This is a genomic window from Cupriavidus sp. FW305-27, assembly GCF_058787995.1.
Genome location: NZ_JBYTAG010000019.1, coordinates 64,281 through 89,568, shown reverse-complemented (window position 1 = coordinate 89,568; position 25,288 = coordinate 64,281). Strand labels below are relative to the sequence as shown.

The window sequence follows — 25,288 nt, the reverse complement described above, 5'->3', positions numbered from 1 at the left end:
GTGGATGCCGACCCCGGTCAGTTACCCGGCCCCGGCGCCAGTACGTCGCGCGCGCCGTTGCGGCCCATCGGCGACACCAATCCGGCCACCTCCATCTGCTCGATCAGGCGTGCCGCGCGGTTGTAGCCGATGCGCAGCTGGCGCTGCACGGCGGAGATCGAGGCGCGGCGGCTGGTCAGCACAAAGCTGGCGGCTTCGTCGTAGAGCGGGTCGGCCTCGCCGTCGCCGCCGCTGTCGCCGAACAGGTCGGTGCTGCCGGCCTCGGCCGGGTCGCCGGCAAGGATGGTTTCATCGTAGTCCGGCTCGCCGAACTGCTTCCAGTGTTCCACCACGCGGTGCACTTCGTCGTCGGCAACAAAAGCGCCATGCACGCGCTGCGGATAGCCGGTGCCAGGCGGCAGGAACAGCATGTCGCCCTGGCCGAGCAGGCTCTCGGCGCCCATCTGGTCAAGGATGGTGCGCGAATCGATCTTGGACGAGACCTGGAACGCCACGCGCGTCGGGATATTGGCCTTGATCAGGCCGGTGATCACGTCCACCGAGGGGCGCTGCGTGGCCAGGATCAGGTGGATGCCGGCGGCGCGCGCCTTCTGCGCCAGGCGCGCGATCAGTTCCTCGATCTTCTTGCCGGCGACCATCATCAGGTCGGCCAGTTCGTCGATCACCACCACGATCATCGGCAGGCGCGACAGCGGCTCGGGCGCGTCCGGCGTCAGCGAGAACGGGTTCGGCACTTTGCGCTCGGCGGCCTCCGCGGCGCGGATCTTCTGGTTGTAGCCGGCCAGGTTGCGCACGCCCAGAGCCGACATCAGCTTGTAGCGCTTTTCCATCTCGCCGACGCACCAGTTGAGCGCGTGCGCGGCCTGCTTCATGTCGGTGACCACCGGCGCCAGCAGGTGGGGGATGCCCTCATAGACCGACAGTTCCAGCATCTTGGGGTCGATCATGATCAGGCGCACATCTTCGGGCGTGGCCTTGTACAGCATCGACAGGATCATGGCATTGACCGCCACCGACTTGCCCGAGCCGGTGGTGCCGGCCACCAGCAGGTGCGGCGCGCGTGCCAGGTCGGTCACCACCGGATTGCCGGTGATGTCCTTGCCCATGGCCAGCACCAGCCGCGAATGGTGCGCCTGGAACGAGGCCGCGTTGACGATCTCCGACAGCCGGATCATCTGCCGGCGCGCATTGGGCAGCTCCAGCCCCATGCAGGTCTTGCCGGGAATGGTCTCGACCACGCGGATCGAGGTCACGCCCAGCGCGCGCGCCAGGTCCTTCATCAGTCCGACCACCTGGGCGCCGCGCACGCCCATGGCGGGCTCGACCTCGAAGCGGGTGATCACCGGGCCGGCGCCGGCGCCGACCACGGCGACTGGCACCTTGAACTCGGCCAGCCGCTGGGCGATCAGCTCGCCGGTTTCGCGCAGGCGTTCTTCCGACACCTGTTCGGCGCTGTCGACACCGGTCTCCAGCAGGTCGGCCGGTGGCAGGCGGTAGTCAACGATGGGGCGCGGCGGCGGCGGCGCGACCGGCACCGGCACGGGCGCAGGCTGGGCGGTAGCCAGCGGCACGGTGCGGCCGACCACGGCGGGCAGCACGATGCGCGGCTTGGCGGCCGGGACCGGAGCCTGGTTCAGTGCAGGCGCCTCAGCGGGCTCAGGGACTTCCGGGGCCTCGGTCGCTTCAGGCAGTGCTGCTGCCTCGGCAGGCTCGGCCGCATCGGGTTCCGCCTCCTCGGCGATCAGGCCGTTGCCGTCCATCAATCCGTCCGGTTCGCTGTCCTCCGCGGGTGCCGGGGTGCTGGCATCGAGAGCGCTGCCCTCTTCCATCGCGGAGCTTGCCACGGCCTGGGCTACTGCCTCGGCGCCGGTGATATCCAGTGCGGGCCCGGCTGCTGCCAGCGCTTCGGGTTCCCCAATGACAACGACGTGATCTCCGCTCCTCGCTTCGGCTTCGGCTTCGGCTTCGGCTTCGGCTTCGGCTGGCAGGGTGACGGTAGCCAGTGCTTGCGGTTCTGCGTCGCCGGCAATGTCCGGCGCCGAATCCGGCACAGCCGCGTCCAGTTGTTGCGGTTGCGGCGCAGCCGCTTGCGGCACTACCGGCTTGCCGGCCAGCGCCTGCAACTCGGCCAGCAGGTCAAGGGCTTCCTGCCGGATCGCGGCAAGCGTGGCTTCGTCGGCTTCGGCCGGCACGGCTTCCGGCGCAATATCGCCAACGATATCGGTGCCTGCGGACACTGGTTCCATGGCAGGCGCTTCGGGCACTGCCACTACCTCAGCTTCCGGGCTGGTAACCGGCTGCGCGGGAGCGGCCACGGCTTGCGTGGCGCCAGTGGGCGCCGGCGCGGCGGCGGCTTCGGCCGGCGCGGATACGGCGGCAGCTACGGTGACTGAAGCAGCGGCCGCGGCGATGCTCTTGCCGGAAGCCTCGGGCAGCGTCGTAATCGCCGAACGCACCAGCGGCTGCGGCTGGCGGAACGGGCTGCTGACGACCGTGCCGCGCAGGGACTGCGCCGGCCGCGGCGCCGGAGCCGGTGAAGGGGCTGCCGTCGGGGCCGGCCTGCGCGCCGCCGGCTGGGCCGGACGCGGCGCCGGTGCCGCCGCCACGGGTGCGGGCGGCGCGGCGCGCGCCGGCTTGACCGCGCCCGGCGACTCGGCGTGGTGCAGCCAGATCTCGCCCGGCTGCGGCGGGGATTCACGCGTGCGGCGCGGCGGTTGCCAGGCGGGCTGGCGGCGCGCCGAGACTGCCTCAAAGCTGCGATGGCGCGTGGCGGGCGCGGTCCAGCCGGGGGTGCCTGCCGCCGGCGCATCGCGGCGCTCTGCGTCGCGCATCGGCTGGGTGGCAGCAAAGGAAACCGGCGGCTCTTCCGGCGCCGCGTCAGGCGCGGCGGCGCGGCGCGGCTTGCGCGAGAACAGGCTGCGCCAGGTTTCACCGAACACCATCGGCGCGGCCAGCGCCAGCACGCCCAGCATCAACAGCAAGGCACCGGTCCAGCCGAACAGGTTGCCCATCATGCCGGCCAGCGCGCGGCCGGCCGAACCGCCAGCGCTCGATTCCGGATCGGTGCCGCTGGTCAGCGCTTCGAGGCAGGCGCTCGCGCACAGCACGGCGAGCGTGCCGAGCCAGACGCGCAATGAGCCGGGCCCTGCCAGCCGGCGCTCGCCGGCGAGCCAGCGCGTCACCAGCCGCCAGACCAGCGGCACTATCCAGAAAGTCGAAAATCCGAACCAGCCAAAACCCATTATCGACATGCCATGTTCAAAACTACGGGCAGCGATTGTAGCGGTTATGGCAGGCGGCGATTGAATCGGAAAGCGCAAATATTCGTAACGCAGCGCGTTTCCGGGGCGATTGCGCAACGATCCCCTGTGCGATTCCGCATGCCAGCGGCGCCAGACTTTGCGCCATCCGGTGGTTGGCGCAGCGGCGCCGCGCTACCATGCGGCAACCCCCAATCGAATTGCACTCCGGCGGCCCGCCGCCTTCCCCTCCCCCATGCCGATCCGCTACGCCAGGCTGCGCATTCTTGTCGTCGAAGACCATCCGTTCCAGCGCGTCGCGGCCGAGGGGCTGCTGCGGTATCTGGGCGTGCAGACCCTGGTTTCAGCTGAAAACGGCACGCAGGCGGCCGAGATCCTTGCACGCGAACCGTTCGACATCGTGTTCTGCGACATCGAAATGCCTGGCGGCAACGGCCCCGAGCTGATTGCCGAACTGCACCGGCGCGGGCAGCATGCCTTTGCCGGGACGGCGCCGGTATGGGTCTGGGTGACGGCGCTGGCGGAGGACATCCTGGATTCAAACCGCGGCCTGGCGCACGCCGCCGGCATCCCGCGCGTGCACGCGCTGCGCAAGCCGCTGTCGCGCGATGCGGTGGAAGAGATCCTGGCCGATGCGCTGGTGCGCCAGCCTGTTAGCGAATCCACCGCGCCGGCGTGGTCGCCCGACGACGCAGAACTGGTCCCCGCCACCCGCTCGGGCACGGACCTGCTGGTCATGCTGCAGCCCCAGCACGAGATTGCCAGCGGCCGGCTGGCCGGTGCCGAGGCACTGGTGCGCTGGCGCCATCCCGAACACGGTCTGGTGCAGCCCGACCTCTTTATCCCACGGCTCGAAGCGCTCGACGCGGCCGACCCGGTGTTCTTCTTCGTGGCCCGCCAGTGCCTGGCAGCGCAGCAGCGGCTGCGCGCGGCGGGCATCCACATCACGCTGGGCATCAATGCCTCGGCGCAAACCCTGTGCCGGCCCGGTGTGCTGGAGACGTTCGATGCCCTGGTGACCGCCAGCGGCGTGCCGCGGCACGCGCTGACGGTGGAATTGACCGAGGGCTATCCGGTGCCCGATACGCTGGCGCTGTCGGTCGCGCTGAACCGCTTGCGGCTGCTCGGCTACGGCGTGGCGATCGACGATTTCGGCGTTGGCATCGCCACGCTCAGGCTGCTGGCGGACCTGCCTTTCACGCAGTTGAAGCTCGACCGCTCGTTCGTTGTCGAGGTCGACGGGCATGGCCAGCGTGCCGCGATCTGCCGCAACATGATCAACCTGGCGCGCGAGCTGGGCCTGGAGTGCGTGGCCGAAGGCGTCGAGACCGACGCCCAGCGCGCAGCGCTGCTGGCGCTGCGCTGCCCGCTGGGCCAGGGCTACCTGTGGTCCGCGCCCAAGCCGGCCGAGGTCTTCGTCGCGGATGCCATCGACCGGGCGGCAGTCACGCCGGCGGCGTGAGCTGGCCCTACTGCGCGGCCCGGAACGGATACTTGGCAAAGATCTGCGCCACGGTCTTGTCGATGCGCTGCTGGGCGCTGGTCTTGTCGCTGGTGTCCACGCTGCCCACCGCCACGCCTTCCCAGACCAGCTTCATCTGGCGCCGGTCGACCAGGTCGATGTTGACCGTGCCTTCGGTGTAGGTATAGACGTCGTTATAGAAGCCGTAGCCCGGCCACGGCGCATACAGCCCGCCGCGATAACCGTAATACCCCATCATCGGCGTCGGCGCCGGGCTGACCTGGACCTTCTCCTGCAGCCGGGCATTGAAGTTGACCAGCAAGTCCGGCGACTGCGCCGCATAGCGGTAGCCGCGCGCGGTCAGTTCCCGCTGCACGGCAGACTTGAAGTACTGGGTGGTCAGGCTTTCATAGCCCTGGCGGTCGGTGCCGAGATGCTCGACGAAGCCAAAGCTGCGGTAGGCACTGAAGTCAGTGCTGCGATTGTAGTCAGTCTTGATGTCGGGCACGCTGGCGCAGCCTGACAGGACCAGCGCCGCGGCCACGACGGGAAAGAGCTGCCGGAAGGGTTTCACGATACATCTCCATGATGTCCGCGGCAGCGCGCACATGCAGCCACGCGCAAGCGCCACCGGCGCCGGAACGCCGGCGCACCGTACGCCATCTGACCCGATGGGCTAGTGTCCTGTTCCGCAGATGGCTTGCCAAAATGAAATCGTCCAGTTGATCGTCAGGCTAAACGCGAGGAGGCGCCATAGCCGTAGCTATGGCAACGACGAGCAACGACGCATGGCGGCCAACTGGGCGATTTCATGGCAAGGTATTTGCGGAACAGGGCACTAGTTCAGCTTGCCATTGATGCCGCCCACGCTGAACCGGCCCGCCCCCAGCAGGGCCACCGCCAGCGCCGCGGCCAGGAACATCCCCTGCAACTCAAGCGCCCAGCCGCCGGTATCGGACAGCATGCCGAGCTGCTTGGTATGCACCAGCGCCACCGCAAATACCATGTTGATGGCAACGATCAGCGCCGCCAGCCGGCTCCACAGCCCGATGATCAGCAGGATCGGGGCCACGACTTCCCCAATGTAGACGCCGTAGGCCAGCCATGCCGGCAAGCCGGCGTCGGCGACCACCTTCCCCACAAAGCCCATGCCGGACGCACCGGTCAGCTTGGCGATGCCGTGCATCAGGATCAACACGCCAAGCACGATGCGCAGCAGCGCCTTGCCCAAGTCCTGGGAACCCTGAGAGCCACCCATGGCCGTTCTCCTTGCCGTTGTCTGTCGAGTTGGTTGTCGAAGCCAAGCGCCTTTACCCTCACGCGCAAGGCTCGCCCCTGTACCTTAGTGCGAGGCGGCGTGAAGGTAAAGCCGCAAATACGAGACTGCCTGGTGGCCGGGATGCGACCGGCACACCACCTCGCCAATCCCGCCATGCCGTATCCGGAAGGCCTGCGCTACACCACCCGGTGCATCGCTGGCTGCCGCGGCTCAAGCATGCCGACCTTGTATGCGCATTCGGGCAGGACCTCGCCCAGGAAGTCGAGAAAGCGCCGGGTGGCAGGCGTCACGCCCTTGCGGGAGGGGAACACCGCGTGCAGCGTGCCGACCGGCATGTCGTACTGCGGCAACACCAGTTCCAGCTCGCCGCTTTCCAGCGCATCGCGGCAATACATCCGCGGCAGCATGGCCACGCCCGCGCCGGCGATCGCCGCCTCGCGCAGCAGCACGAAGTCTTCGGTGACCAGGTGCGGTTCATAGGCAATCTGGATCGAGTCGTTGGTCTTGCAGCGCAGGGTCCAGACATGCTTGCCGTCGTGCGGCGGCTGGCCCACGCCGGGCATGCCGTCCAGCGCCTGCGGTGTGCGCGGGCGGCCGATGCTGTCCAGCAGCGCGGGGCTGGCCACCAGCATCAGCTGGCTTTCACCGAAGGTGCGCACGGCCAGGCTGGAGTCCTCCATGGACTCGCGCACGCGCAGGGCCAGGTCGAAGCCTTCGCCGATCACGTCCACGCGCCGGTTGGTGGTCTCCAGCTCGATCCGCACGGCCGGGTTGGCGCGCATGAAATGGCCGATGGCCGGCGCCAGCAGGATCTGGGCGATGGCGATCGGGCAGCTCACGCGCAGCGTGCCGCCAGGCTGCTCGCGCGCCTGCTCGATGACCTCGCGGGCCGCCTTGGCCTCATTGAGCATGGCGCGGCAGCGTTCGTAGAAGGATTCACCAAGCGGCGTAACGCGCACCTGCCGTGTCGTGCGGCGCAGCAGCTGCACGCCCAGGTCGCGTTCCAGCTGGGCGATGCGCCGGCTCAGGCGCGACTTGGGCACGCCTGAGGCGCGGCTGGCCGCGGAAAAACTGCCGTGTTCGACCACCTGGGCAAACAGGGACAAGTCGTTGAGGTCTTGCATGGATGGCTCCGGGATCACGTGCGGCCGCCAGGCTGGCGTTGCGCCGGCAGAACAATCATTTGCATTTTGCCTCACTACCGATACCAATGGCCAGCCGCTATCTTTCATCCATCGCAACCGCACACCTTGTGGAGATAGACATGAACATCCTGCAGATCGATTCCAGCGTACTTGGCGACAACTCCGTTTCGCGCAGCCTGACCGCCAGCGTGGTGGCCGACCTGGTCGCCGCCACCCCGGACGCCAAGGTCACCGTGCGCGATCTGGACCAGGACGCTCCGGCACACCTGTCCGGCAACCTGCTGCCCGTGCTGGGCGGCCCGAAGGAAGGCCTGAGCGCCATCCAGGAAGCCGAGCTGCAGCGCACCGAGCAATGGCTGGCCGAATTCCTGGCCGCCGACGTGCTGGTGGTGGGCGTGCCTCAGTACAACTTCAGCATCCCCAGCCAGCTCAAGGCCTGGATCGACCGCATCGCGCAGGCTGGCCGCACCTTCAAGTACACCGAGAACGGCCCGGTGGGCCTGGCCGGCGGCAAGCGCGTGATCGTGGTGTCGTCGCGCGGCGGCGTGCGCCAGGATGCCAATGAACTGGACCTGCACGAAAAGACCGTCGACATCGTGTTCCGCTTCCTGGGCATCACCGACATCACCTACGTGCGTGCCCACGGCCTGGCCATGGGTCCGCAGTTCCGCGAAGCCGGCCTGGCCAGCGCCCGCACCGAAATCGCGGCGCTGAACGACGCCAGCCGCCTGGCCGCCTGAAGTCCTGTGGACGGCCGGCGCTGCGGGACGGCGCCGGCTCGCCCCGCGGACGGATCGGGTCTATGATGGATCGGGGCGCTATGGCGCCCCGCGTGCCATGGGCGGCGCGCCGGCCCCGGCTATTTGCCCGCGGCTGTCGTGCCGCCTGCAGTCATCGACCGATCCACTCCCGGGAGCCCGCATGACTTCAGCCCTGTTGCCAGCCGCCGCCCTCCATCCGCCGCACGAACCCGCCCTGCTTTCACAGTATCGCCACGTACGCACCGCCACCGAGACCCTGGTGGCCGACCTGTCCGATGCCGATGCCACCGTGCAGTCCATGGACGACGCCAGCCCGGCAAAATGGCACCTGGCGCACACCACATGGTTCTTCGAGGAATTCGTGCTGGCTGCGCGGATCCCGGACTACGAGCTGGTGGACCCGGACTACCGCTACCTCTTCAACTCGTACTACGAAGCGGTCGGACCGCGCCACCCGCGGCCGCAGCGCGGGCTGCTGACCCGCCCCTCGCTGGACGAGGTGCTGGCCTACCGCGAGGCCGTGGACGAATCGATGCTGACGCTGCTGGGCAGCGCCCAGACCGATGACGAGGCAGCGCTGATCATGCTTGGCCTGCAGCATGAACAGCAGCACCAGGAACTGCTGCTGGCCGACATCCTGCATCTGTTCGCGCAGAACCCGCTGCGCCCCGCCTTTGCCCCGGAACTGCCCGAGCCGGTGATCGCCGACCCTCGGCCCGCGCCGGACTGGATCGGCTTTGACGGCGGCCTGGTGGAGATCGGCCACCGCGGCGAGACCTTTGCCTTTGACTGTGAAAGCCCGCGGCACAAGGCCTACCTGGCACCGTTCACGCTGTGCTCGCACCCGGTCAGCAACCGGCAATGGTTTGAATTCATCGAGGATGGCGGCTACCAGACGGCGGGGCTGTGGTTGTCCGACGGCTGGCGCTGGGTGTGCGAGCAAGGCATCCTGGCCCCGCTCTACTGGGAAGAACGCGAAGGCACGTGGTGGCAGATGACGCTGCGCGGGATGCATCCGGTCGACCCGGACAGCCCCGTCACCCACGTCAGCTTCTATGAGGCCGAGGCATTCGCGCGCTGGGCCGAACGCCGGCTGCCGACCGAGGCCGAATGGGAGCACGCGGCGCGCAGCCTGCCGGCCACCGGGAATTTTGTTGAAGGCCGCGCGCTGCGGCCGTTGCCGGACCGGCAGAACACCTCGGGCGTGCTGCGCCAGATGTTCGGCGATGTGTGGGAATGGACCGGCAGCGCCTTCCTGCCGTATCCGGGCTTCCGCCCGAACGGCGGTGCGGTGGGCGAGTACAACGGCAAGTTCATGAGCGGCCAGATGGTGCTGCGCGGCGGGTCTTGCGTCACGCCCGAATCGCATATCCGGGCGACGTACCGCAACTTCTTCTATCCGCACCAGCGCTGGCAGTTCACCGGGGTGCGGCTGGCGGACGATGTCTAGCCCGGCGCCAGCCAGCGCCACGCCAGCCAGGCCAGCAACACCCACACCAGCACGATGACCACGGCGGCCGCGCGATTGCGCGGCCGTTTTGCATGCGTGGCCTGCCACGCCTGGGCCCGGCCGCGGCATTCATCCTTGACCGCCGGCGGAATCATCCGCAGCGTCAGCCAGATACCCAGCGGCACCAGCAGCACGTCATCGACATAGCCCAGCACCGGGATGAAATCGGGGATCAGGTCGATCGGGCTGAAGGCATAGGCCACCACCAGCGCGGCCAGCAGCCGCGCGCTCCACGGCGTGCCGGGGTGGCGGCTGCAGAACCACAGCATCAGCAGGCTCGCCTTGAGCCCGCGCGCCCACTGGCGCAGGCGTGCGCCGACGGCCATCGCCGGCATCAGCGCTTACCAGCCCTTGGTCTTGGGCTGCTGCGCCGCGGGTTGCTGGGCCGCAGGCCGCTGCCCGCCCGGCTCGCCGGTGGGCGCCTTCAGCGGCGGCGCCGCCGCGATCGGCGTCTGCGGGTACAGCTTCTGCCAGCGCGCCTTCAGGCCCTTGGCGATCTCTGCCTGGTTGTAGCGCTCGGCAAAGTCGATCACGGTCATGCCCTGCTGGTTCTTCAGGCGCATGTCGGCGCCCTCGTCCAGCAGCAGCTTGACGGTCTCGATATGGCCGCCGCGCGCGGCCATCATCAGCGGCGTGGTGCCGTTGGGGCTTTCAGCGTCGATATAGGCGGCATGGTCGACCAGGTACTTGACTACGTCGTTGTGGCCATTGGTGGCCGCATAGTGCAGCGGGGTCCAGCCGGTCTTGTTGATCTCGGCCTCCATCTCGTCGACCATCAGCTTGACCATGTCCAGCTCACCCTGCAGCGCGGCCATCATCAGCGGGGTCTCGCCGGCCGGGTTGGCCTTGTCGAAATCGATGTCCTTGGCGCGGATCAGCACCGTGGCCGCCTTCAGCGACTTCTCGCGCAGCGCCAGCACCAGCGCCGGGTTGCCGCGGCTGTCCACCAGATTGGGATCGACGCCCTTGGCCAGCAGCTTCTTGACGGTGTTGGCGTCGTCGAATTCGACGGCCTTGCGCATGTCGTCGGCAGGCGCGGCCTGCGCCAGCGTGGCGGCGGCCAGCGCAAGGACGCCGGCAGCGCGTCGGGCAAACTTCATGTCAAACATGCGATTCCCTGTCAATATGCTTGAATAGCTTGAAGAAATTTTCCGTCGTCTGTTCCGCGACCTGTTCCACAGGGATCCCGCGCAGCTGCGCGATGAACTCGCCCACATGGCGCACCCAGGCAGGTTCGTTGGTCTTGCCGCGGTATGGCACCGGCGCCAGGTAGGGCGAATCGGTCTCGATCAGCATGCGCTCCAGCGGCACCTTGCGCGCGGTTTCCTGCAGGTCGGCCGCGCTCTTGAAGGTGACGATGCCCGAGAACGAGATATGGAAACCCTCATCCAGCGCCTGGCGGGCGACGTCCCAGGTCTCGGTGAAGCAGTGCATCACGCCGCCGGCCTCGCGCGCGTTCTCTTCGCGCATCAGGCGCAGCGTGTCGTCGGCGGACGAGCGGGTATGGATGATCAGCGGCTTGCCGGTCTGGCGCGCGGCGCGGATATGGGTGCGGAAGCGCTCGCGCTGCCATTCCATGTCGGCGATGCTGCGGCCGTTCAGGCGGTAGTAGTCCAGCCCGGTCTCGCCGGTGCCGACCACGCGCGGGTGGGCGGACAGCTCCACCAGGCGCTCCAGCGTGGGTTCCTCGCCCCCTTCGTAGTCCGGGTGCACGCCGACCGAGGCGTACAGGTTGGGATGCTGCTCGGCCAGCGCCAGCACGCGCGGGAAGTCTTCCAGCGTGACCGAGATGCACAGCGCATGCGTGACCTGGTTGGCGCGCATGTTCTCCAGCAGTTCCGGCAGGCGCGCGGCCAACTCGGGGAAATCGATATGGCAGTGGGAATCGACAAACATGGGGAATCTCTGTTGGCGGGTGGCTCAGTCCACGCGGCGGCCGACGATGATCAGGTCGCGCTCGACACCGTCGAGCACGGCAACGCGCGGCAGGTCGCCCCAGCGCGTAAAGCCCAGCGACGCGAACAGGCCCAGGCTGGGCGCATTGTGGCCGAAGATAAAGCCGAGCAGCGTGTTCACCCCGACCCTGGGCGCATGGTCGATGGCCTGTTGCAGCAGGTAGCGGCCCAGCCCCTGGCCGCGGCGCTGCGCGTCCAGGTAGATCGACACCTCGGCGGTGGCGCCGTAGGCCGGGCGGCCGTAGAAGTCTGAAAAGCTCATCCAGCCGGCCATGCGGCCGTCGGCATCCTCGCACACCCACAGCGGGCGGCGTTCAGGCTGGTGGGAATCGAACCAGGCCTGGCGCGAGGCCACGGTGACCGGTTCGGTATCGGCGGTGACCATGCGCGAGGGCACGGTGCTGTTATAGATGGCGACGATGCCCGGCAGGTCGCGGGGCTCGGCAATGCGAAGTGAAAAATTCATTGAAAATCAAAATATTGTGAGAACAACCTCACAACGTTCATAAAGTTTGCGTGGGGCGCCCGGACTCCAGCATCTTGCCCAGGATCTCCTCCACCGCGCGGCGCAGGTTGCGCCCGTTGTCGTCGTCGGGGAAATGCACGCCGACGCCGGGGGTCTTCATCGGCGTGCCCGCCGGGGTGATCCAGGCCACATGGCCCGCGATCTGGTATTTCTGCGGCCGGTCCAGCAGCGACAGCACCAGGAACACCTGCTCGCCCAGTCGGAACGGCCGGTTCGACGGCACGAAGATGCCGCCGCGCGCCAGGAACGGCATGTAGGCCGCATACAGCCCGGCCTGGTCCTTGATCGACAAGGACAGCACATTGGGGCGCGATGCCGCCCCGCTGCCGGTTGGCGCAGCGGGCGGTGCGCCGGCGACTGCTGTGTTCATGGTTGACCCCCTGAATGACGGTGCTGCTTGTTGTTATGGCTTATTTTGACTGCCAGGCGTATTACCGGAACAGCTGGCGGTATTCCAGGAATACCGCTTCCATCACCAGCCGGGCCGCCAGCGGATGGTTCTCGCTGCGGCGATGCGCAGTCAACCGGATGGCAAAGGCCTGCAGGCGGTGCGCGTCGGTGGCCCCGGCGCAGCGCGCCAGCACCGCCCGTTCCTTGGGCAGGTACCGCGGCGTGGCGCTGCCGTCCAGGCGCAGCGTCAGCAGATCGTACGTCCAGCGCTGCAGGATGCCAAGCACGGCAGGCACCGGCAGCTTCTGCAGTTGCTCGGCCGCCGCGGAAGCGTCGAAGGCGGCGGCGGCGCCGAGCTGGCCGACCAGCCAGCGCTGCAGCGGCTGCTCCTCGGCCTCGGCCGCATGCAGCGCGGTCAGCGGCGAGCCGCCGGCCAGCGCCAGCTGGGCCTCGGCATCGGCCACGCCCTGGCCGCGCAGCCAGGCCAGCGCGGCCTCCGGCGTCGGGCGCTGGGCCGAGAACTGGCGGCAGCGCGACAGGATAGTCGGCAGGATGCGGTCGAGGCGGTCGGTCACCAGCAGGAATACGGTGGACGGCGGCGGCTCTTCCAGCGTCTTCAGCAGTGCGTTGGCGCCCTCGGTCTGCAGCGCATCGAGCGGATAGACCACCACCACGCGCAGCCCGGCCCGGTGCGTGCCCACGCCCACGGCCTCGATCAGCGCGCGCACCTGCTCCATGCGGATGATCTTGCTGGGCGCCTTCTTCTTGCCGCCCTCGTCGGTCTCGGCCTCGGCCGCGGCGTCCAGCGCCTCGGGCCGCACCACGGTGAAGTCCGGGTGGTTGCCCTGGCTGAACCAGTGGCAGGCGGCGCACTGGCCGCAGGGCTGGCCGTCCGGCAGCGGCGCCTCGCACAACAGCCCCTGCGCGAAATGCAGGGCCAGGTCGCGCTTGCCGATGCCTTGCTGGCCATGGATCAGCAAGGCATGCGGCAGCCGTTCACGCAGCGCGCCAAGCCGTTGCCAGTCTTCCTTCTGCCAGGGATATAGCATGTGAATCAGTGGGTTAGCGATCTAACTTCAAGTTTTACCTGTGATAGCCGTGCGATTGCGAATTGCGCAATGGCGCGGCATTCACACCTATCACGTCAGCCATATATCGGCCAAAAATCAGATAGTTGCGATGATTTTTTCAAGTTCATCGCGAATGTCGGCAATGCTGCGCGTGGCGTCGATCACCCGGAAGCGCTGCGGCGACTGGGCCGCGCGGCGCAGGTATTCATCGCGGGTGCGCTGGAAGAACGCGCGCGATTCGGATTCGAACCTGTCAGGCGCGCGTGCGCCGGCCAGGCGCTCGCTGGCGGTTTCCAGCGGCACGTCGAACAGCAGCGTCAGATCCGGCTGCAGGCCGCCCTGCACCCAGTCTTCCAGCACTTCCAGGCGCTCGGTGGCCAGGCCCCTGCCCCCGCCCTGGTAGGCGAAGGTGGCGTCGGTGAAGCGGTCGGAAATCACCCACTTGCCGCGCTCCAGCGCGGGTGCGATGACCTCGGCGATATGTTCGCGCCGGGCCGCGAACATCAGCAGCGCCTCGGTTTCCAGGTGCATCTTGCGATGCAGCAGGATCTGGCGCAGGTCTTCGCCCAGCGAGGTGCCGCCGGGCTCGCGGGTGGTGACGACGCCGGCAATGTCGCTGCGTGCGCGCAGGCGGTCGGCGACCCAGTCGATATGGGTGCTCTTGCCGGCGCCGTCAATGCCTTCAAACGTGATGAATTTTCCGCGCATGGAATGCCTATTTGCCGCGCTGGTACTTGTCGACCGCGCGGTTGTGTTCGGGAAGCGAGTTGGAGAAATGGCTGCTGCCGTCGCCGCGGGCGACGAAGTACAGTGCGTCGGATGGCGCCGGCGTGGTGGCCGCCGCCAGCGAGGCCAGCCCCGGCAGCGCAATCGGCGTGGGCGGCAGGCCGGTACGGGTGTAGGTATTGTACGGGTTGTCGGCCTGCAGGTCGCGTTTGCGCAGGTCGCCGTCGAAGCCATCGCCCAGGCCGTAGATCACGGTCGGGTCGGTCTGCAGCATCATGTTCTTGCGCAGCCGGTTGATGAACACGGCGGCGATCATCGGGCGTTCGGCGGCCTGGCCGGTTTCTTTCTCGACGATCGATGCCATCACCAGGGCCTCGTACGGGGTCTTGTACGGCAGGTCGGGCGAGCGTGCGTTCCAGGCCTCGTTCAGGCGCCGCTGCATGGCACGGTAGGCGTGCTTGTACAGGTCGATATCGCTGCTGCCGCGCGCGAACAGGTAGGTGTCCGGGAAGAACATGCCTTCGGGCGAGGTCTCGGCCGCGCCGATTGCCTTCATCAGCTCCGCATCGGACATGTCCCGGGTGTCGTGCCGCAGCGCCGGGCTGGCGTCCACGGCGGCGCGCATCTTGCGGAATTCCCAGCCCTCGATCACCGTGACCACATAGTGCGTGACCTCGCCGCGCGCCAGCTTGCCGATGATCGACAGCGGCGTGGCGCCGGTCGCGAATTCATAGCCGCCGGCCTTCAGGTCAGGCCCGTGGCCGGTCAGGCGCACCAGCAGCATGAACAGCCGCGGGTCCATGCCGACGCCGCCGCGCTGGATCTGGCGGCCGACGCTGGCGACGCCGGAATTGGGCTTGATCACCACTTCCACGGGTGACTTGCTGAGGGGCAGCGGGTGATTGGCCCACCACGCGAACGCGCCCGCGGCCGCCAGCGCGAACACCAGGATGGCCAGGCCAAGACTAAGGAAAAATCGTTTCATGTATCAGGGATAGGGGCGGCTGACCGGATCCGTCGGAGGGCTTGCGCGCCACCGCTTGCCGCCACGTGCTGCCGGCGCCGGCCGAAAATCTCATAGCCCCATATAATAACCGGCAGCCTCGCACCGACCATGCGCCGCGGCGCCGGCGCCGCTTGACGGCCCGCCCGGCACGGCGCACGACCGGCGCCTTCCCTCTCCCGAATTGCCTCAACGATTGCCACGCAATGCCAGTGATGAATGCCCAAGCCCAGGAACTCGCCGCAAACCTTGAAGCCTTGAGCGGCAGCGGCATCGTCTGCAGCCCGCCCGGGCTTGGCCTGGTCCGTGTGGCCGGCGACGATGCCGGCAGCTTCCTGCACACCCAGCTGACCAATGCGGTCGAAGACCTGAAGGCCGGCGCGGCCCGCCTGGCGGGCTATTGCTCACCCAAGGGGCGCCTGCTCGCCACCTTCCTGATGTGGCGCGATGTCGAAGGCATCGTGCTGCAGCTGTCGGCCGACATCCAGGCCCCGGTGCAGAAGCGCCTGTCGATGTTCGTGCTGCGCGCCAAGGCCAAATTGTCCGACATCACCCCCACCCATGCGATCCTCGGCCTCGCCGGGGCCGGCGCTGCCAAGGCCCTGGCCGCTGCGGGCCTGCCCGTGCCGGAGGTCGCCTTTGCCGTGGCCGAAGCCGACGGCATCACCGTGATCCGCCTGCCGGATGGCGCCGGCCAGCCGCGCTGGCAGCTGGTGCTGCCGGCCGAGCGCGCCGAGGCGGTGCGCGCGGCACTTGCCGCCTCGCTGCAGGATGCGACGCCCGCGCTGTGGGACTGGCTGGAAGTGCAGTCGGGCCTGCCGCGCATCGTCGCGGCCACGCAAGAGCAGTTCGTGCCGCAGATGATCAATTTCGAACTGGTGGGCGGGGTCAATTTCCGCAAGGGCTGCTATCCCGGCCAGGAAATCGTGGCGCGCAGCCAGTACCGCGGCACGCTCAAGCGCCGCATGTGGCTGGTGCAGGGTGAAGGCGAAGTGCCGGCGCCCGCGGCTGAAATCTACCGTCCGGAAGATCCGGGCCAGCCGTGCGGCATGATCGTCAACGCCGCACCGGCGCCCCAGGGCGGCTGGGCCGGGCTGGCCGAGCTGAAGATCGATGCCGCCGCCAGTGCGCTGCGCCTGGGCAGCGCCGAGGGCGCGGCAGTGGCTACGGCCACCCTGCCCTACGAGGTGCCGCTGGGCGAGGCCGCCCAGGCCGCTGGCTGAAACCCACAGGACCTGCCATGAGCGATCACCTCTACGTCTATTTCCGCGTCCCGGAAGCCGTTGCCGCCGAGGCGCTGCCGCACTGGCACCGCTGGATGGAGACTGTCGCCGAAGCAACCGGAATTGGTGGTACGCTGATGCGCAGGCCGGAAACCCGCGCCGGCGTGCAGACCTGGATGGAGTGCTATCCCGACGTGCCGCCCGCGTTCGATGCCACGCTGGAAGGCCTGTGGCGGCAGAGCGGGCTGGACCAATGGGTCGATGGCGAGCGGCGGGCCGAGCACTTTGTCGACCTGGACGTGCTGTAGGCGTCCAGGATGCCGTTGGACTGAAGTACGCCGGGTGCCACTGCAGCCACCCCGGCGGCAAAGGAAGCAAAGCGATGTGTCTGATCCTGGTTGCCTGGCAATCCCACCCCGACTATGCCCTGGTCGTCGCCGGCAACCGCGATGAATTCTATGTCCGCCCCGCGGCGGCCGCGCACTGGTGGCAGGATGCACCGCAGGTGCTGGCCGGGCGCGACCTGGCGGAAGTCATCGGCGAGCCCGGCACCTGGATGGGCGTCAACGCCGACGGCCGCTTCGCGGCACTGACCAACTACCGCGCCCCGTCCGAAAAACGCACCGACGCGCGCTCGCGCGGCGAGCTGGTGGCCGGTTTCCTGCGCGGACGCGAGGCGCCGTTCGACTACCTGGACGGCCTCGCCGGCGAAGACGGCCGCTACAACGGCTTCAACCTGCTGGCGAGCGACCTGCGTGAACTCTGGTGGTACAGCAACCGCGCCGCCTCGCGCCAGCCGCAACGGCTGCGCCCGGGGCTGTACGGCCTGTCCAACGCCCTGCTCGACACGCCCTGGCCCAAGGTGCGCAGCCGCGTGGGCGCGCTGGCCGAAGTGCTGGCCGCCGACAGCGGCCAGGCCAACGCCAGCGCCGAGCCCTACCTGCAAATGCTCGCCGACGAGCGCCAGGCGGCGGATTTCGAACTGCCTGCCACGGGCGTGGCACCGGAATGGGAAAAGCTGCTGTCGTCGGCCTTCATCCGCTCGCCGCTGTACGGCACGCGCGCCAGCACGGTGCTGCGCGTGCGCCACGATGGCCGTTTCGACCTGAGCGAGCGCAGCTTCGACGCCGACGGCCGCATCGGCGACGTCAACTTCCACGGCAAGCTGAACCTGCAACGCGACACCGGCATCGTGCCAGCGCCGCGCTGAGGCCCGCTGGAACCGAGGATTCCGGCGCTCAGCCGGCCAGCCGCTTGCGCATCTCCACGTGCGGGATGCCCGCCTCTTCGAATTCCGGCCCCACCTGCGCAAAGCCCACGCGCGCATAGAATGGCGCCGCGTGCGTCTGCGCATTGAGCACCAGTTCCGGGTAGCCAAGCGCTTCAGCCTTGCGCATCAGCGCGTCCAGCACCATTGCACCGACACCGGTGCCACGCACGGACTGCAGCACCGCCATGCGCCCGATATGGCCATCCGGCAGCAGCCGTCCGGTGGCCACCGGCGTGCCATCCTCGGCCAGCGCCAGCGCGTGCCAGCTCGGCTCGTCCCACTCATCCCATTCCAGTTCCACCGGCACGCATTGCTCTTCGACGAAGACGGTGTAACGGATGGCGCGCGCGCGTTCGCGCGCTTCGGACCAGGGGCAGATCAGGACAGTGATGGACATGGCGTGTGGAATCAGGCGCTTGGAGAACGATTGCGTCGGGCAGGGGATGCGGACGGGCGCCCATGATACGCCAGTGTCGCAGTGACCGTCGATGCACCAAAGCGGATCACTCGCCGCATCTCCGCTCTTGAAGTTGCACCATATCAGGGTTTGCCCGGGGTCGGCAGCGTCCTAGCAAATTTGTATGATGACCTGATTACCGAATAACCCGGGAAGCTGCCGTGTTCCAGAAAGTCCCTGCCCGCGCCCTCACCGACAATGTCGCCGAACAACTGCTGGACAAGATCCAGAGCGGCGCCTTTGCCCGCGGCGACAAGCTGCCGACCGAGGCGGTGCTGTCCGGGGAATTCGGCGTCAGCCGCACCGTGGTGCGCGAAGCCATCTCCCGGCTCAAGTACGAAGGCGTGGTGGAGTCGCGCCAGGGCAGCGGCGTGTTCGTGACGCTACAGGCCGGCATCCGGCCGCTGCGCATCGACTACACCGAAACCGGCACGCTGGAATCGGTGCTGCAGATCGTCGAACTGCGCCGCGCGATCGAGGCCGAGGTGGCCGCGCAGGCCGCCCGCCGCCGCACCGATGCGTCGATGGCGGCCATCGACGCCGCACTGGCCCGGCTCGACGAAGAGGTTGCGCAAGGCGGCGACGGCGTGGCCGAAGACGTGGCCTTCCACCGCGCCATCGCCGAGGCCACCGGCAACCCGTATTTCCTGAAGACGCTGGCCTTCCTCAGCCAGTACCTGGAAGCGGCCACGCGCGTGACCCGCACCAACGAGGCGCGCCGCGCGGACTTTTCGCGCCAGGTGCGTGAAGAACACCAGGCCATCGTCGCCGCCATCCGCGCCGGCGACCCGTTGGCCGCGCGCAATGCCGCGCAGAACCATATGTACAACGCCGCGCACCGTCTCGCCCAGCTGGGTGCGGACGAGAGCGGCGAAGCGCACGGCGCCGCCAACTGACGCGCGCGCAAGCCCGAACCATCGAATTATCCGTATCTGTTTCAGGAGTCCCTTCATGTCCAGGAATATCGGCGTCATCGGCCTTGGTGCCATGGGCTTTGGTGTCGCGCAGTCGCTGCTGCGTGCCGGCTTCAACGTGCACGCGTGCGACCTGCGCCCCGAAGTGCTGCAGCGCTTTGCCGATGCCGGCGGCGTGCCGTGCGCCTCGCCCGCCGAGCTGGGCAGCCGTTGCGACGTGGTGCTGACGCTGGTGGTCAACGCGCAGCAGACCGAGGCCGTGCTGTTCGGCGCCAACGGTGCCGCGGCCGCGATGCAGCCGGGCAAGCTGGTGATCGCCAGCGCCACCGTGCCGCCGGGCTTTGCCGAGGCGCTAGGCCGCCGGCTGGCGGAACAGGGCCTGCTGATGCTGGACGCACCGGTCTCCGGCGGCGCCGCGCGCGCCGCCAGCGGCGAAATGACCATGATGACTTCCGGCCCGGCCGAAGCCTACTCGCTGGCCGAGGACGTGCTGGCCGCCATCGCCGGCAAGGTGTATCGCCTGGGTGCCGCGCATGGCGCGGGCTCCAAGGTCAAGATCATCAACCAGCTGCTGGCCGGCGTGCATATCGCCGCGGCCGCCGAAGCGATGGCGCTGGGCCTGCGCGAAGGCGTGGACCCCGATGCGCTCTATGACGTGATCACGCACAGCGCGGGCAACTCGTGGATGTTCGAGAACCGCGTGCCCCATATCCTGAAGGGCGACTACACGCCGCTGTCGGCGGTCGACATCTTCGTCAAGGACCTGGGCATGGTGCTCGACACCGCGCGCCACAGCAAATTCCCGCTGCCGCTGTCGGCCGCCGCGCACCAGATGTTCATGATGGCGTCGACCGCCGGCCATGGCGGCGAGGACGACTCGGCCGTGATCAAGATCTTCCCGGGCATCGAACTGCCGGGCAAGGCTGAATAAGGGAGAAGCGAAGATGACCGCAGGCACCCTCGCCCATCGCCCGCTGTTGGGCTGCATCGCCGACGATTTCACCGGCGCCACCGACCTCGCCAACACGCTGGTGCGCAATGGCATGCGCACCGTGCAGACCATCGGCCTGCCCGACGTGGGCGCCGTGCAGGACATTGGCGAAGCCGATGCGCTGGTGGTGGCGCTCAAGTCCCGCACCATCCCGGCCGTCGAGGCCGTGGCCCAGTCGCTGGCCGCGCTGCAATGGCTGCGCGCGCAGGGCTGCCGCCAGTTCGTATTCAAGTACTGCTCCACCTTCGACTCGACCGATGCCGGCAATATCGGCCCGGTGGCCGAGGCGCTGCTGGCGGCACTGGACAGCGACTTCACCATCGCCTGCCCGGCCTTCCCCGAAAACGGCCGCACCATCTTTCGCGGCCACCTGTTCGTGGGCGATGCGCTGCTCAATGAATCGGGCATGGAGCACCATCCGCTGACGCCGATGACCGATGCCAGCCTGGTGCGCGTACTGCAGCGCCAGAGCAAGAACAAGGTCGGGCTGCTGCGCTACGACGCGGTTGCGCGCGGCGCGCATGCCACCGCCGAGCGCATCGCTGCGCTGCGCAGCGACGGCGTGCGCATGGCGATTGCCGATGCGGTGTCCGACGCGGACCTGTTCACGCTGGGCGAGGCCTGCGCCAACCTGCCGCTGATCACCGGCGGCTCCGGCATCGCGCTGGGACTGCCCGAGAATTTCCGCCGCGCCGGCCTGCTACCGCAGCGCGGTGACGCGGCCTCGGTGCCGGCCATCGACGGCCCGGGCGTGGTGCTGGCCGGCAGCGCCTCGCGCGCGACCAATGGCCAGGTAGCACGCTGGCTGGAGCAAGGCCGCCCGGCGCTGCGCATCGACCCGCTCGCGCTGGCACGCGGCGAAGCCGTTGCCGACGCGGCGCTGGCCTTTGCCGCCGGTCATGGCGAACCGGTGCTGATCTACGCCACCTCCAGCCCCGACGAAGTCAAGGCCGTGCAGGCCGAACTGGGCGTCGAGCGCGCCGGACACCTGGTCGAACAGTGCCTGGCCACGGTTGCCGCCGGGCTGCTGGCACGCGGCACGCGCCGCTTCGTCGTGGCCGGCGGCGAAACCTCCGGCGCGGTGGTGCAGGCGCTGGGCGTGCGCGCCTTGCGTATCGGCGCGCAGATTGCACCGGGCGTGCCGGCCACCGTCACGCTGGATGCCAAGCCGCTGGCACTGGCGCTCAAGTCGGGCAACTTCGGCGGCCCGGATTTCTTTGACGAAGCGCTGCGCCAGCTTGGAGGTCACTGATGAGCACCGAAAGCAAGCTGCGCGAAGAGATCTGCCGCATCGGCGCCAGCCTGTACCAGCGCGGCTATACCGTGGGCTCGGCCGGCAATATCAGCGCGCGGCTGGACGACGGCTGGCTGATCACGCCGACCGATGCCTGCCTGGGGATGATGGACCCGGCCGCGGTCGCCAAGGTGGCCACCGATGGCAGCTGGGTCTCCGGCGACAAGCCGTCCAAGACGCTGATGCTGCATCGCGCGATCTACGACAACAACCGCGAGGCGCACGCCGTGGTGCATACGCACTCGACGCACCTCGTGGCCCTGACGCTGGCCGGTGTCTGGCAACCGGACGACGTACTGCCGCCGCTCACGCCCTACTACGTGATGAAGGTCGGCCATATCCCGCTGATTCCCTACCATCGCCCCGGCGATCCGGCCGTGGCCGCGCGCGTGGCCACGCTGGCCGCGCAGGTGCGTGGCGTGCTGCTGGAGCGCCTTGGTCCGGTAGTGTGGGAATCCAGCGTCTCGCGCGCCGCGTTCGCGCTGGAAGAACTGGAGGAAACCGCCAAGCTATGGATGACGATGAAAGACACGCCGGGCTTCGCCGCCCGCGCTGCGCTGCCCGACGGCGCACTGACTGAGCTGCGCGACGCCTTCCAGGCGCGCTGGTAACAACCGCTTTTCCCCGATAAACGACGGCTTCACCCGGCGCGGTTGCCTTGCGGCCACCGTGCGGGGGACGCGCATGCCTGCAGTCCGCGCGCCGCCGCATTAGACCCACCACCATACCCGGAGACCACCGTGAATCCAAACCAACCGGCGGCAAGCGTGCCCGCCCTTGACAGCCTGGGCGGCAACGCCCGGCTGGACACCGAAGCCCAGATCGAAAAACGCGCCTACAGCAAGGTGTTCTGGCGCGTCATGCCGTTCCTGATGCTGTGCTACGTGGTCGCCTACCTGGACCGCGTCAATGTCGGCTTCGCCAAGCTGCAGATGGGCCAGGACCTGGCCTTCTCCGAAACCGTGTTCGGCCTCGGCGCCGGCCTGTTCTTTATCGGCTACTTCCTGTTCGAGGTGCCCAGCAACCTGCTGATGCATCGTATCGGCGCGCGCATCTGGATCGCGCGCATCATGATCACGTGGGGCATCATCTCGGCGCTGTTCCTGTTCGTGAAGACGCCGACCCAGTTCTACGTGATGCGCTTCCTGCTCGGCCTCGCCGAAGCGGGTTTCTATCCCGGCGTGATCCTGTACCTGACCTACTGGTTCCCGGCCAACCGCCGCGGCAAGATGATCGCGCTGTTCATGTCGGGCATCCCCATCGCGGGCATGTTCGGCAATCCGCTGTCGGGCTGGATCATGGACGCGTTCAACGGCACGCACGGCATGCGCGGCTGGCAATGGATGTTCCTGCTCGAGGCCCTGCCCGCGCTTGTGATCGGCGTGGTGACGGTGTTCGTGCTGCGCGACGGCATCGACAAGGCGCCGTGGCTCGACGCCGATGAAAAGCGCGTGCTCAAGCGCAATATCGAGGAAGACCAGCGCGGCGCCCATAACGCCGCCAGCGCCGCCGGCAAGGCCCACGGCCACTCGCTGGGCGCGGTGTTCTCCGACCGCCGCGTGTGGTGGATGTGCCTGATCTACTTCTGCTTCGTCACCGGCCAGTACGCGCTGACCTTCTGGATGCCGACGCTGGTGAAGGCCAGCGGCGTGACCGGCAACCTGAACATCGGCCTGCTGTCGGCGATCCCGTTCATCTGCGCCGTGATCGTCATGAACATCCTGGGCCACAGCGCCGACGCACGCCGCGAGCGCCGCTGGCACCTGATCGTGCCGGCGCTGATGGGTGCCACGGGCTTTGCCATTGCGGCCTCGTTCACCAACAATACAACGGTGGCCATCGCCGCGCTGTCGCTGGCCGCCGCCGGGGTGCTGACCTGCGCGCCGCTGTTCTGGTCGCTGCCGACCTCGTTCCTGTCGGGCATTGCCGCCGCTTCCGGTATTGCCGTGGTGAATTCGGTGGGCAACCTGGCCGGCTTCGTGTCGCCGTACATGGTCGGCGCGCTGAAGGACATGACGCAAAGTACGCAGCTGCCCATGTACGTGCTGTCCGCGATCCTGGTCGTCGGCGCCGTGCTGGTGTGGCTGACGCCCGCTAAACTGGTCAACCGCTGATCCTGGCCGGCCCGCTTTCGACGTAGTCTCGATCGGGCCGGATCCGTACCACCGCTTTGGAGTTCCGAATGCCGCGCTTCGCCGCAAACCTCTCGATGATGTACAACGAGCACGCCTTCCTGGACCGCTTTGCCGCAGCCGCGGCCGACGGCTTCCGGGCGGTGGAGTTCCTGTTCCCATACGAGCACGCCGCCGCCGAGCTGCGCGCGCGCCTGGACGCGAACGGCCTCACACAGGCACTGTTCAACGCGGCGCCGGGCGACTGGGCAGCAGGCGAACGCGGCCTGGCCGCCCTGCCCGGGCGCGAGGCGGATTTCCGCGGCACCATCGGCCGCGCGCTGGAATACGCCGGCGTGATCGGCAATGACCGCATCCACGTGATGGCGGGCCTGATCCCTGCCGATGCCGACCGCGCGCGCTGCCGCGCCACATACCTCGAGAACCTCGCCTTTGCTGCCAACGCTGCCGCCGCCCAGGGCGTGACCGTGCTGATCGAGCCGATCAACACGCGCGACATGCCGGGCTATTTCCTGAACCGCCAGGACGACGGCCAGGCTATCTGCAAGGAAGTCGGCGCGGCCAACCTGAAGGTGCAGTTCGACTGCTACCACTGCCAGATCGTCGAAGGCGATGTCGCGATGAAGCTCAAGCGCGACATCGCGGGCATCGGCCATATCCAGATCGCCGGCGTGCCCGAGCGCCATGAGCCGGACGTGGGCGAGCTGAACTATCCCTACCTGTTCGAGGTCATGGACACGCTCGGCTACGACGGCTGGATCGGCTGCGAATACCGCCCGCGCGCCGGCACCTCGGCCGGCCTGGGCTGGCTCAAGCCCTACCTGGGCCGCTGATCGCGACCAACCCCAAGAACAACCGCTCCCATCCTGCCATGAACGTACTGATTACCGGCGGCGCCGGCTTCCTCGGCCTGCAACTCGCCCGCCTGCTGCTGCAACGCGGCACCCTGAACCTGGACGGCCAGCCCGTGGCCATCAAGCGCCTGACGCTGCTGGACGTGGTGGCGCCGCAAGGCCTGGACGATGCGCGCGTGCGCGTGGTCACCGGCGACCTGTCCGACCCGGCCGTGCTGCGCCAGGCCATCGACACCGACACTGGCGCCGTGTTCCACCTGGCGGCCGTGGTCAGCGGCCAGGCCGAGGCCGACTTCGACCTGGGCATGCGCGTCAACCTGGACGCCTCGCGCGCGCTGCTGGAAACCTGCCGCGAGCTGGGCCACCAGCCGCGCGTGCTGTTCACCAGCTCGGTCGCGGTCTACGGGGGCCAGTTGCCGCCGGTGGTGCAGGACGATACCGCGCTGAACCCGCAATCGTCATACGGCGTGCAGAAGGCCATCGGCGAGCTGCTGCTGTCGGACTACAGCCGCCGCGGCTTTGTCGACGGCCGCGTGCTGCGCCTGCCGACCATCAGCGTGCGCCCCGGCAAACCCAATGCGGCGGCCTCGTCGTTCGCCAGCGGCATCATCCGTGAGCCGCTGTCTGGTGTTGCTGCCAACTGCCCGGTGGCACCGGAAACGCCGCTGTGGCTGCTGTCGCCGCGAGCGGCCGTCGCGGCACTGGTCAATGGCATCGAACTGGCCGGCGAACGGCTGGGCAACCGCCGCGTGGTGAACTTGCCGGGGTTGTCGGTCACGGCTGCCGGCATGATCGAAGCCCTGCGCCGCGTGGCGGGCAATGCCGTGGCGGACCGCGTGACGTGGGAGCGCGAAGCGCGCGTGGAGAACATCGTCGGCACCTGGCCGGCGGCGTGGAACGCGGAGCGTGCGCTGGCGCTGGGGTTCCAGAGCGACGCGAGCTTTGATGAGGTGATTCGCGCCTATATGGAAGATGCGGGGCTGGCCAAGTAAGCGAATCTCGCCTCCCTGCTGCGACGGCCCTAATATTTGCTGAGAGCCGCTCCCCTCTCCCGCTTGCGGGAGAG

26 protein-coding genes are annotated in these 25,288 nt (G+C 68.3%); 13 read left to right on the top strand and 13 right to left on the bottom strand.

The genetic code is table 11. The annotated features are described in order from the left end of the window. Positions 1-17: 17 nt before the first annotated feature. A complete protein-coding gene (locus tag AC3WRI_RS11955) occupies positions 18-3,242 on the bottom strand; it encodes a DNA translocase FtsK 4TM domain-containing protein (protein ID WP_492293360.1) in 3,225 nt (1,074 codons plus the stop codon). A gap of 253 nt (positions 3,243-3,495) precedes the next feature. Here AC3WRI_RS11955 and AC3WRI_RS11950 point away from each other — a divergent pair, with 253 nt between their 5' ends. Further along, the gene (locus AC3WRI_RS11950) at positions 3,496-4,722 is read left to right on the top strand and encodes an EAL domain-containing response regulator (protein ID WP_492293357.1); all 1,227 of its coding nucleotides are present in this window, start codon (positions 3,496-3,498) and stop codon (positions 4,720-4,722) included. Between the two features lie 7 nt (positions 4,723-4,729). Here AC3WRI_RS11950 and AC3WRI_RS11945 read toward each other — a convergent pair whose 3' ends face one another. The 3 genes from AC3WRI_RS11945 to AC3WRI_RS11935 form a co-directional block, all read right to left on the bottom strand. Next, complete coding sequence (locus AC3WRI_RS11945; RefSeq protein ID WP_011615159.1) at positions 4,730-5,296, bottom strand: DUF4136 domain-containing protein; 567 nt, start codon at positions 5,294-5,296, stop codon at positions 4,730-4,732. A gap of 264 nt (positions 5,297-5,560) precedes the next feature. Continuing rightward, positions 5,561-5,980: a DoxX family protein gene (locus AC3WRI_RS11940; RefSeq protein WP_010809993.1), complete on the bottom strand. Its 420-nt coding sequence runs from the start codon at positions 5,978-5,980 to the stop codon at positions 5,561-5,563. Positions 5,981-6,177: 197 nt separating this feature from the next. Then, positions 6,178-7,125: a LysR family transcriptional regulator gene (locus tag AC3WRI_RS11935; RefSeq protein WP_492293356.1), complete on the bottom strand. Its 948-nt coding sequence runs from the start codon at positions 7,123-7,125 to the stop codon at positions 6,178-6,180. Positions 7,126-7,265: 140 nt separating this feature from the next. Between AC3WRI_RS11935 and AC3WRI_RS11930 the strand changes: the two genes are divergently transcribed. Both AC3WRI_RS11930 and egtB read left to right on the top strand, forming a co-directional pair. Further along, positions 7,266-7,886, top strand: a complete 621-nt coding sequence (locus tag AC3WRI_RS11930; RefSeq protein ID WP_010809995.1) for an FMN-dependent NADH-azoreductase — start codon at positions 7,266-7,268, stop codon at positions 7,884-7,886. 181 nt (positions 7,887-8,067) lie between these two features. After that, complete coding sequence (egtB, locus tag AC3WRI_RS11925) at positions 8,068-9,357, top strand: ergothioneine biosynthesis protein EgtB (RefSeq protein ID WP_010809996.1); 1,290 nt, start codon at positions 8,068-8,070, stop codon at positions 9,355-9,357. On the opposite strand, the gene AC3WRI_RS11920 is transcribed toward egtB, so the two are convergent. The 8 genes from AC3WRI_RS11920 to mltG all read right to left on the bottom strand — a co-directional run bounded on the left by AC3WRI_RS11920 (position 9,354) and on the right by mltG (position 15,069). Beyond that, positions 9,354-9,743, bottom strand: coding sequence for a YkvA family protein (locus AC3WRI_RS11920; protein ID WP_041687712.1), 390 nt, complete (start codon positions 9,741-9,743; stop codon positions 9,354-9,356). The two genes, egtB and AC3WRI_RS11920, sit on opposite strands and share 4 nt — an antisense overlap. 15 nt (positions 9,744-9,758) lie before the next feature. Continuing rightward, positions 9,759-10,526 carry an ankyrin repeat domain-containing protein gene (locus AC3WRI_RS11915; protein WP_492293355.1) on the bottom strand — a complete coding sequence of 256 codons (768 nt, stop codon included), beginning with the start codon at positions 10,524-10,526 and terminating at the stop codon, positions 9,759-9,761. Next, on the bottom strand, positions 10,519-11,313 hold the full coding sequence (locus AC3WRI_RS11910; RefSeq protein WP_011615156.1) for a TatD family hydrolase: 795 nt from the start codon (positions 11,311-11,313) through the stop codon (positions 10,519-10,521). Before AC3WRI_RS11910 ends, AC3WRI_RS11915 begins: the two co-directional genes overlap by 8 nt. A 24-nt stretch (positions 11,314-11,337) precedes the next feature. Then, positions 11,338-11,838: a GNAT family N-acetyltransferase gene (locus AC3WRI_RS11905; protein ID WP_011615155.1), complete on the bottom strand. Its 501-nt coding sequence runs from the start codon at positions 11,836-11,838 to the stop codon at positions 11,338-11,340. Positions 11,839-11,875: 37 nt separating this feature from the next. Further along, a complete protein-coding gene (locus AC3WRI_RS11900; protein ID WP_010810001.1) occupies positions 11,876-12,268 on the bottom strand; it encodes a PilZ domain-containing protein in 393 nt (130 codons plus the stop codon). 61 nt (positions 12,269-12,329) lie between these two features. Next, on the bottom strand, positions 12,330-13,337 hold the full coding sequence (locus AC3WRI_RS11895) for a DNA polymerase III subunit delta' (RefSeq protein WP_492293354.1): 1,008 nt from the start codon (positions 13,335-13,337) through the stop codon (positions 12,330-12,332). Between the two features lie 117 nt (positions 13,338-13,454). Beyond that, entirely contained in the window at positions 13,455-14,066 is a 612-nt protein-coding gene (tmk, locus tag AC3WRI_RS11890; protein ID WP_010810003.1) for a dTMP kinase, read from the bottom strand. Positions 14,067-14,073: 7 nt separating this feature from the next. Continuing rightward, positions 14,074-15,069 (bottom strand): endolytic transglycosylase MltG, encoded by a 996-nt coding sequence (gene mltG, locus AC3WRI_RS11885; RefSeq protein WP_011615154.1) that lies wholly within the window; start codon positions 15,067-15,069, stop codon positions 14,074-14,076. Between the two features lie 224 nt (positions 15,070-15,293). Here mltG and ygfZ point away from each other — a divergent pair, with 224 nt between their 5' ends. The 3 genes from ygfZ (at position 15,294) to AC3WRI_RS11870 (ending at position 17,520) form a co-directional block, all read left to right on the top strand. Then, positions 15,294-16,310: a CAF17-like 4Fe-4S cluster assembly/insertion protein YgfZ gene (ygfZ, locus tag AC3WRI_RS11880; RefSeq protein WP_081050197.1), complete on the top strand. Its 1,017-nt coding sequence runs from the start codon at positions 15,294-15,296 to the stop codon at positions 16,308-16,310. A gap of 17 nt (positions 16,311-16,327) precedes the next feature. Then, positions 16,328-16,618, top strand: coding sequence for a DUF4936 family protein (locus tag AC3WRI_RS11875; protein ID WP_010810006.1), 291 nt, complete (start codon positions 16,328-16,330; stop codon positions 16,616-16,618). Between the two features lie 74 nt (positions 16,619-16,692). After that, positions 16,693-17,520, top strand: a complete 828-nt coding sequence (locus AC3WRI_RS11870) for an NRDE family protein (protein WP_010810007.1) — start codon at positions 16,693-16,695, stop codon at positions 17,518-17,520. A 28-nt stretch (positions 17,521-17,548) separates the two neighbouring features. Here the strand turns inward: AC3WRI_RS11870 and AC3WRI_RS11865 are convergent, their stop codons facing one another. Further along, positions 17,549-17,977: a GNAT family N-acetyltransferase gene (locus tag AC3WRI_RS11865; protein ID WP_010810008.1), complete on the bottom strand. Its 429-nt coding sequence runs from the start codon at positions 17,975-17,977 to the stop codon at positions 17,549-17,551. 221 nt (positions 17,978-18,198) lie between these two features. Here AC3WRI_RS11865 and AC3WRI_RS11860 point away from each other — a divergent pair, with 221 nt between their 5' ends. The 7 genes from AC3WRI_RS11860 to denD all read left to right on the top strand — a co-directional run bounded on the left by AC3WRI_RS11860 (position 18,199) and on the right by denD (position 25,214). Continuing rightward, the gene (locus AC3WRI_RS11860; protein WP_010810009.1) at positions 18,199-18,933 is read left to right on the top strand and encodes a FadR/GntR family transcriptional regulator; all 735 of its coding nucleotides are present in this window, start codon (positions 18,199-18,201) and stop codon (positions 18,931-18,933) included. 55 nt (positions 18,934-18,988) lie between these two features. Then, on the top strand, positions 18,989-19,882 hold the full coding sequence (ltnD, locus tag AC3WRI_RS11855) for an L-threonate dehydrogenase (protein ID WP_011615152.1): 894 nt from the start codon (positions 18,989-18,991) through the stop codon (positions 19,880-19,882). Positions 19,883-19,895: 13 nt separating this feature from the next. Beyond that, on the top strand, positions 19,896-21,194 hold the full coding sequence (gene otnK / locus AC3WRI_RS11850; RefSeq protein ID WP_011615151.1) for a 3-oxo-tetronate kinase: 1,299 nt from the start codon (positions 19,896-19,898) through the stop codon (positions 21,192-21,194). Next, positions 21,194-21,847 carry a 3-oxo-tetronate 4-phosphate decarboxylase gene (otnC, locus tag AC3WRI_RS11845; protein WP_010810012.1) on the top strand — a complete coding sequence of 218 codons (654 nt, stop codon included), beginning with the start codon at positions 21,194-21,196 and terminating at the stop codon, positions 21,845-21,847. Before otnK ends, otnC begins: the two co-directional genes overlap by 1 nt. A gap of 129 nt (positions 21,848-21,976) precedes the next feature. After that, the gene (locus AC3WRI_RS11840) at positions 21,977-23,350 is read left to right on the top strand and encodes an MFS transporter (RefSeq protein ID WP_010810013.1); all 1,374 of its coding nucleotides are present in this window, start codon (positions 21,977-21,979) and stop codon (positions 23,348-23,350) included. A 68-nt stretch (positions 23,351-23,418) separates the two neighbouring features. After that, positions 23,419-24,201: a 2-oxo-tetronate isomerase gene (gene otnI / locus AC3WRI_RS11835; RefSeq protein ID WP_010810014.1), complete on the top strand. Its 783-nt coding sequence runs from the start codon at positions 23,419-23,421 to the stop codon at positions 24,199-24,201. A gap of 38 nt (positions 24,202-24,239) precedes the next feature. Then, positions 24,240-25,214 (top strand): D-erythronate dehydrogenase, encoded by a 975-nt coding sequence (gene denD, locus AC3WRI_RS11830; RefSeq protein WP_011615150.1) that lies wholly within the window; start codon positions 24,240-24,242, stop codon positions 25,212-25,214. The last annotated feature ends 74 nt before the right edge of the window (positions 25,215-25,288 follow it).

Bases quoted from the DNA above. Each gene is read 5' to 3' on its own strand.
- AC3WRI_RS11920 (WP_041687712.1), bottom strand. From the start codon at position 9,743: ATGGCCGTCGGCGCACGCCTGCGCCAGTGGGCGCGCGGGCTCAAGGCG.
- AC3WRI_RS11895 (WP_492293354.1), bottom strand. From the start codon at position 13,337: ATGCTATATCCCTGGCAGAAGGAAGACTGGCAACGGCTTGGCGCGCTG.
- otnI (WP_010810014.1), top strand. From the start codon at position 23,419: ATGCCGCGCTTCGCCGCAAACCTCTCGATGATGTACAACGAGCACGCC.
- AC3WRI_RS11915 (WP_492293355.1), bottom strand. From the start codon at position 10,526: ATGTTTGACATGAAGTTTGCCCGACGCGCTGCCGGCGTCCTTGCGCTG.
- egtB (WP_010809996.1), top strand. From the start codon at position 8,068: ATGACTTCAGCCCTGTTGCCAGCCGCCGCCCTCCATCCGCCGCACGAA.
- AC3WRI_RS11935 (WP_492293356.1), bottom strand. From the start codon at position 7,125: ATGCAAGACCTCAACGACTTGTCCCTGTTTGCCCAGGTGGTCGAACAC.
- AC3WRI_RS11865 (WP_010810008.1), bottom strand. From the start codon at position 17,977: ATGTCCATCACTGTCCTGATCTGCCCCTGGTCCGAAGCGCGCGAACGC.
- otnC (WP_010810012.1), top strand. From the start codon at position 21,194: ATGAGCACCGAAAGCAAGCTGCGCGAAGAGATCTGCCGCATCGGCGCC.
- AC3WRI_RS11930 (WP_010809995.1), top strand. From the start codon at position 7,266: ATGAACATCCTGCAGATCGATTCCAGCGTACTTGGCGACAACTCCGTT.
- denD (WP_011615150.1), top strand. From the start codon at position 24,240: ATGAACGTACTGATTACCGGCGGCGCCGGCTTCCTCGGCCTGCAACTC.
- AC3WRI_RS11950 (WP_492293357.1), top strand. From the start codon at position 3,496: ATGCCGATCCGCTACGCCAGGCTGCGCATTCTTGTCGTCGAAGACCAT.
- AC3WRI_RS11875 (WP_010810006.1), top strand. From the start codon at position 16,328: ATGAGCGATCACCTCTACGTCTATTTCCGCGTCCCGGAAGCCGTTGCC.
- ygfZ (WP_081050197.1), top strand. From the start codon at position 15,294: ATGCCAGTGATGAATGCCCAAGCCCAGGAACTCGCCGCAAACCTTGAA.
- AC3WRI_RS11940 (WP_010809993.1), bottom strand. From the start codon at position 5,980: ATGGGTGGCTCTCAGGGTTCCCAGGACTTGGGCAAGGCGCTGCTGCGC.
- AC3WRI_RS11905 (WP_011615155.1), bottom strand. From the start codon at position 11,838: ATGAATTTTTCACTTCGCATTGCCGAGCCCCGCGACCTGCCGGGCATC.
- AC3WRI_RS11910 (WP_011615156.1), bottom strand. From the start codon at position 11,313: ATGTTTGTCGATTCCCACTGCCATATCGATTTCCCCGAGTTGGCCGCG.
- mltG (WP_011615154.1), bottom strand. From the start codon at position 15,069: ATGAAACGATTTTTCCTTAGTCTTGGCCTGGCCATCCTGGTGTTCGCG.
- ltnD (WP_011615152.1), top strand. From the start codon at position 18,989: ATGTCCAGGAATATCGGCGTCATCGGCCTTGGTGCCATGGGCTTTGGT.
- AC3WRI_RS11900 (WP_010810001.1), bottom strand. From the start codon at position 12,268: ATGAACACAGCAGTCGCCGGCGCACCGCCCGCTGCGCCAACCGGCAGC.
- tmk (WP_010810003.1), bottom strand. From the start codon at position 14,066: ATGCGCGGAAAATTCATCACGTTTGAAGGCATTGACGGCGCCGGCAAG.
- AC3WRI_RS11870 (WP_010810007.1), top strand. From the start codon at position 16,693: ATGTGTCTGATCCTGGTTGCCTGGCAATCCCACCCCGACTATGCCCTG.
- otnK (WP_011615151.1), top strand. From the start codon at position 19,896: ATGACCGCAGGCACCCTCGCCCATCGCCCGCTGTTGGGCTGCATCGCC.
- AC3WRI_RS11955 (WP_492293360.1), bottom strand. From the start codon at position 3,242: ATGGGTTTTGGCTGGTTCGGATTTTCGACTTTCTGGATAGTGCCGCTG.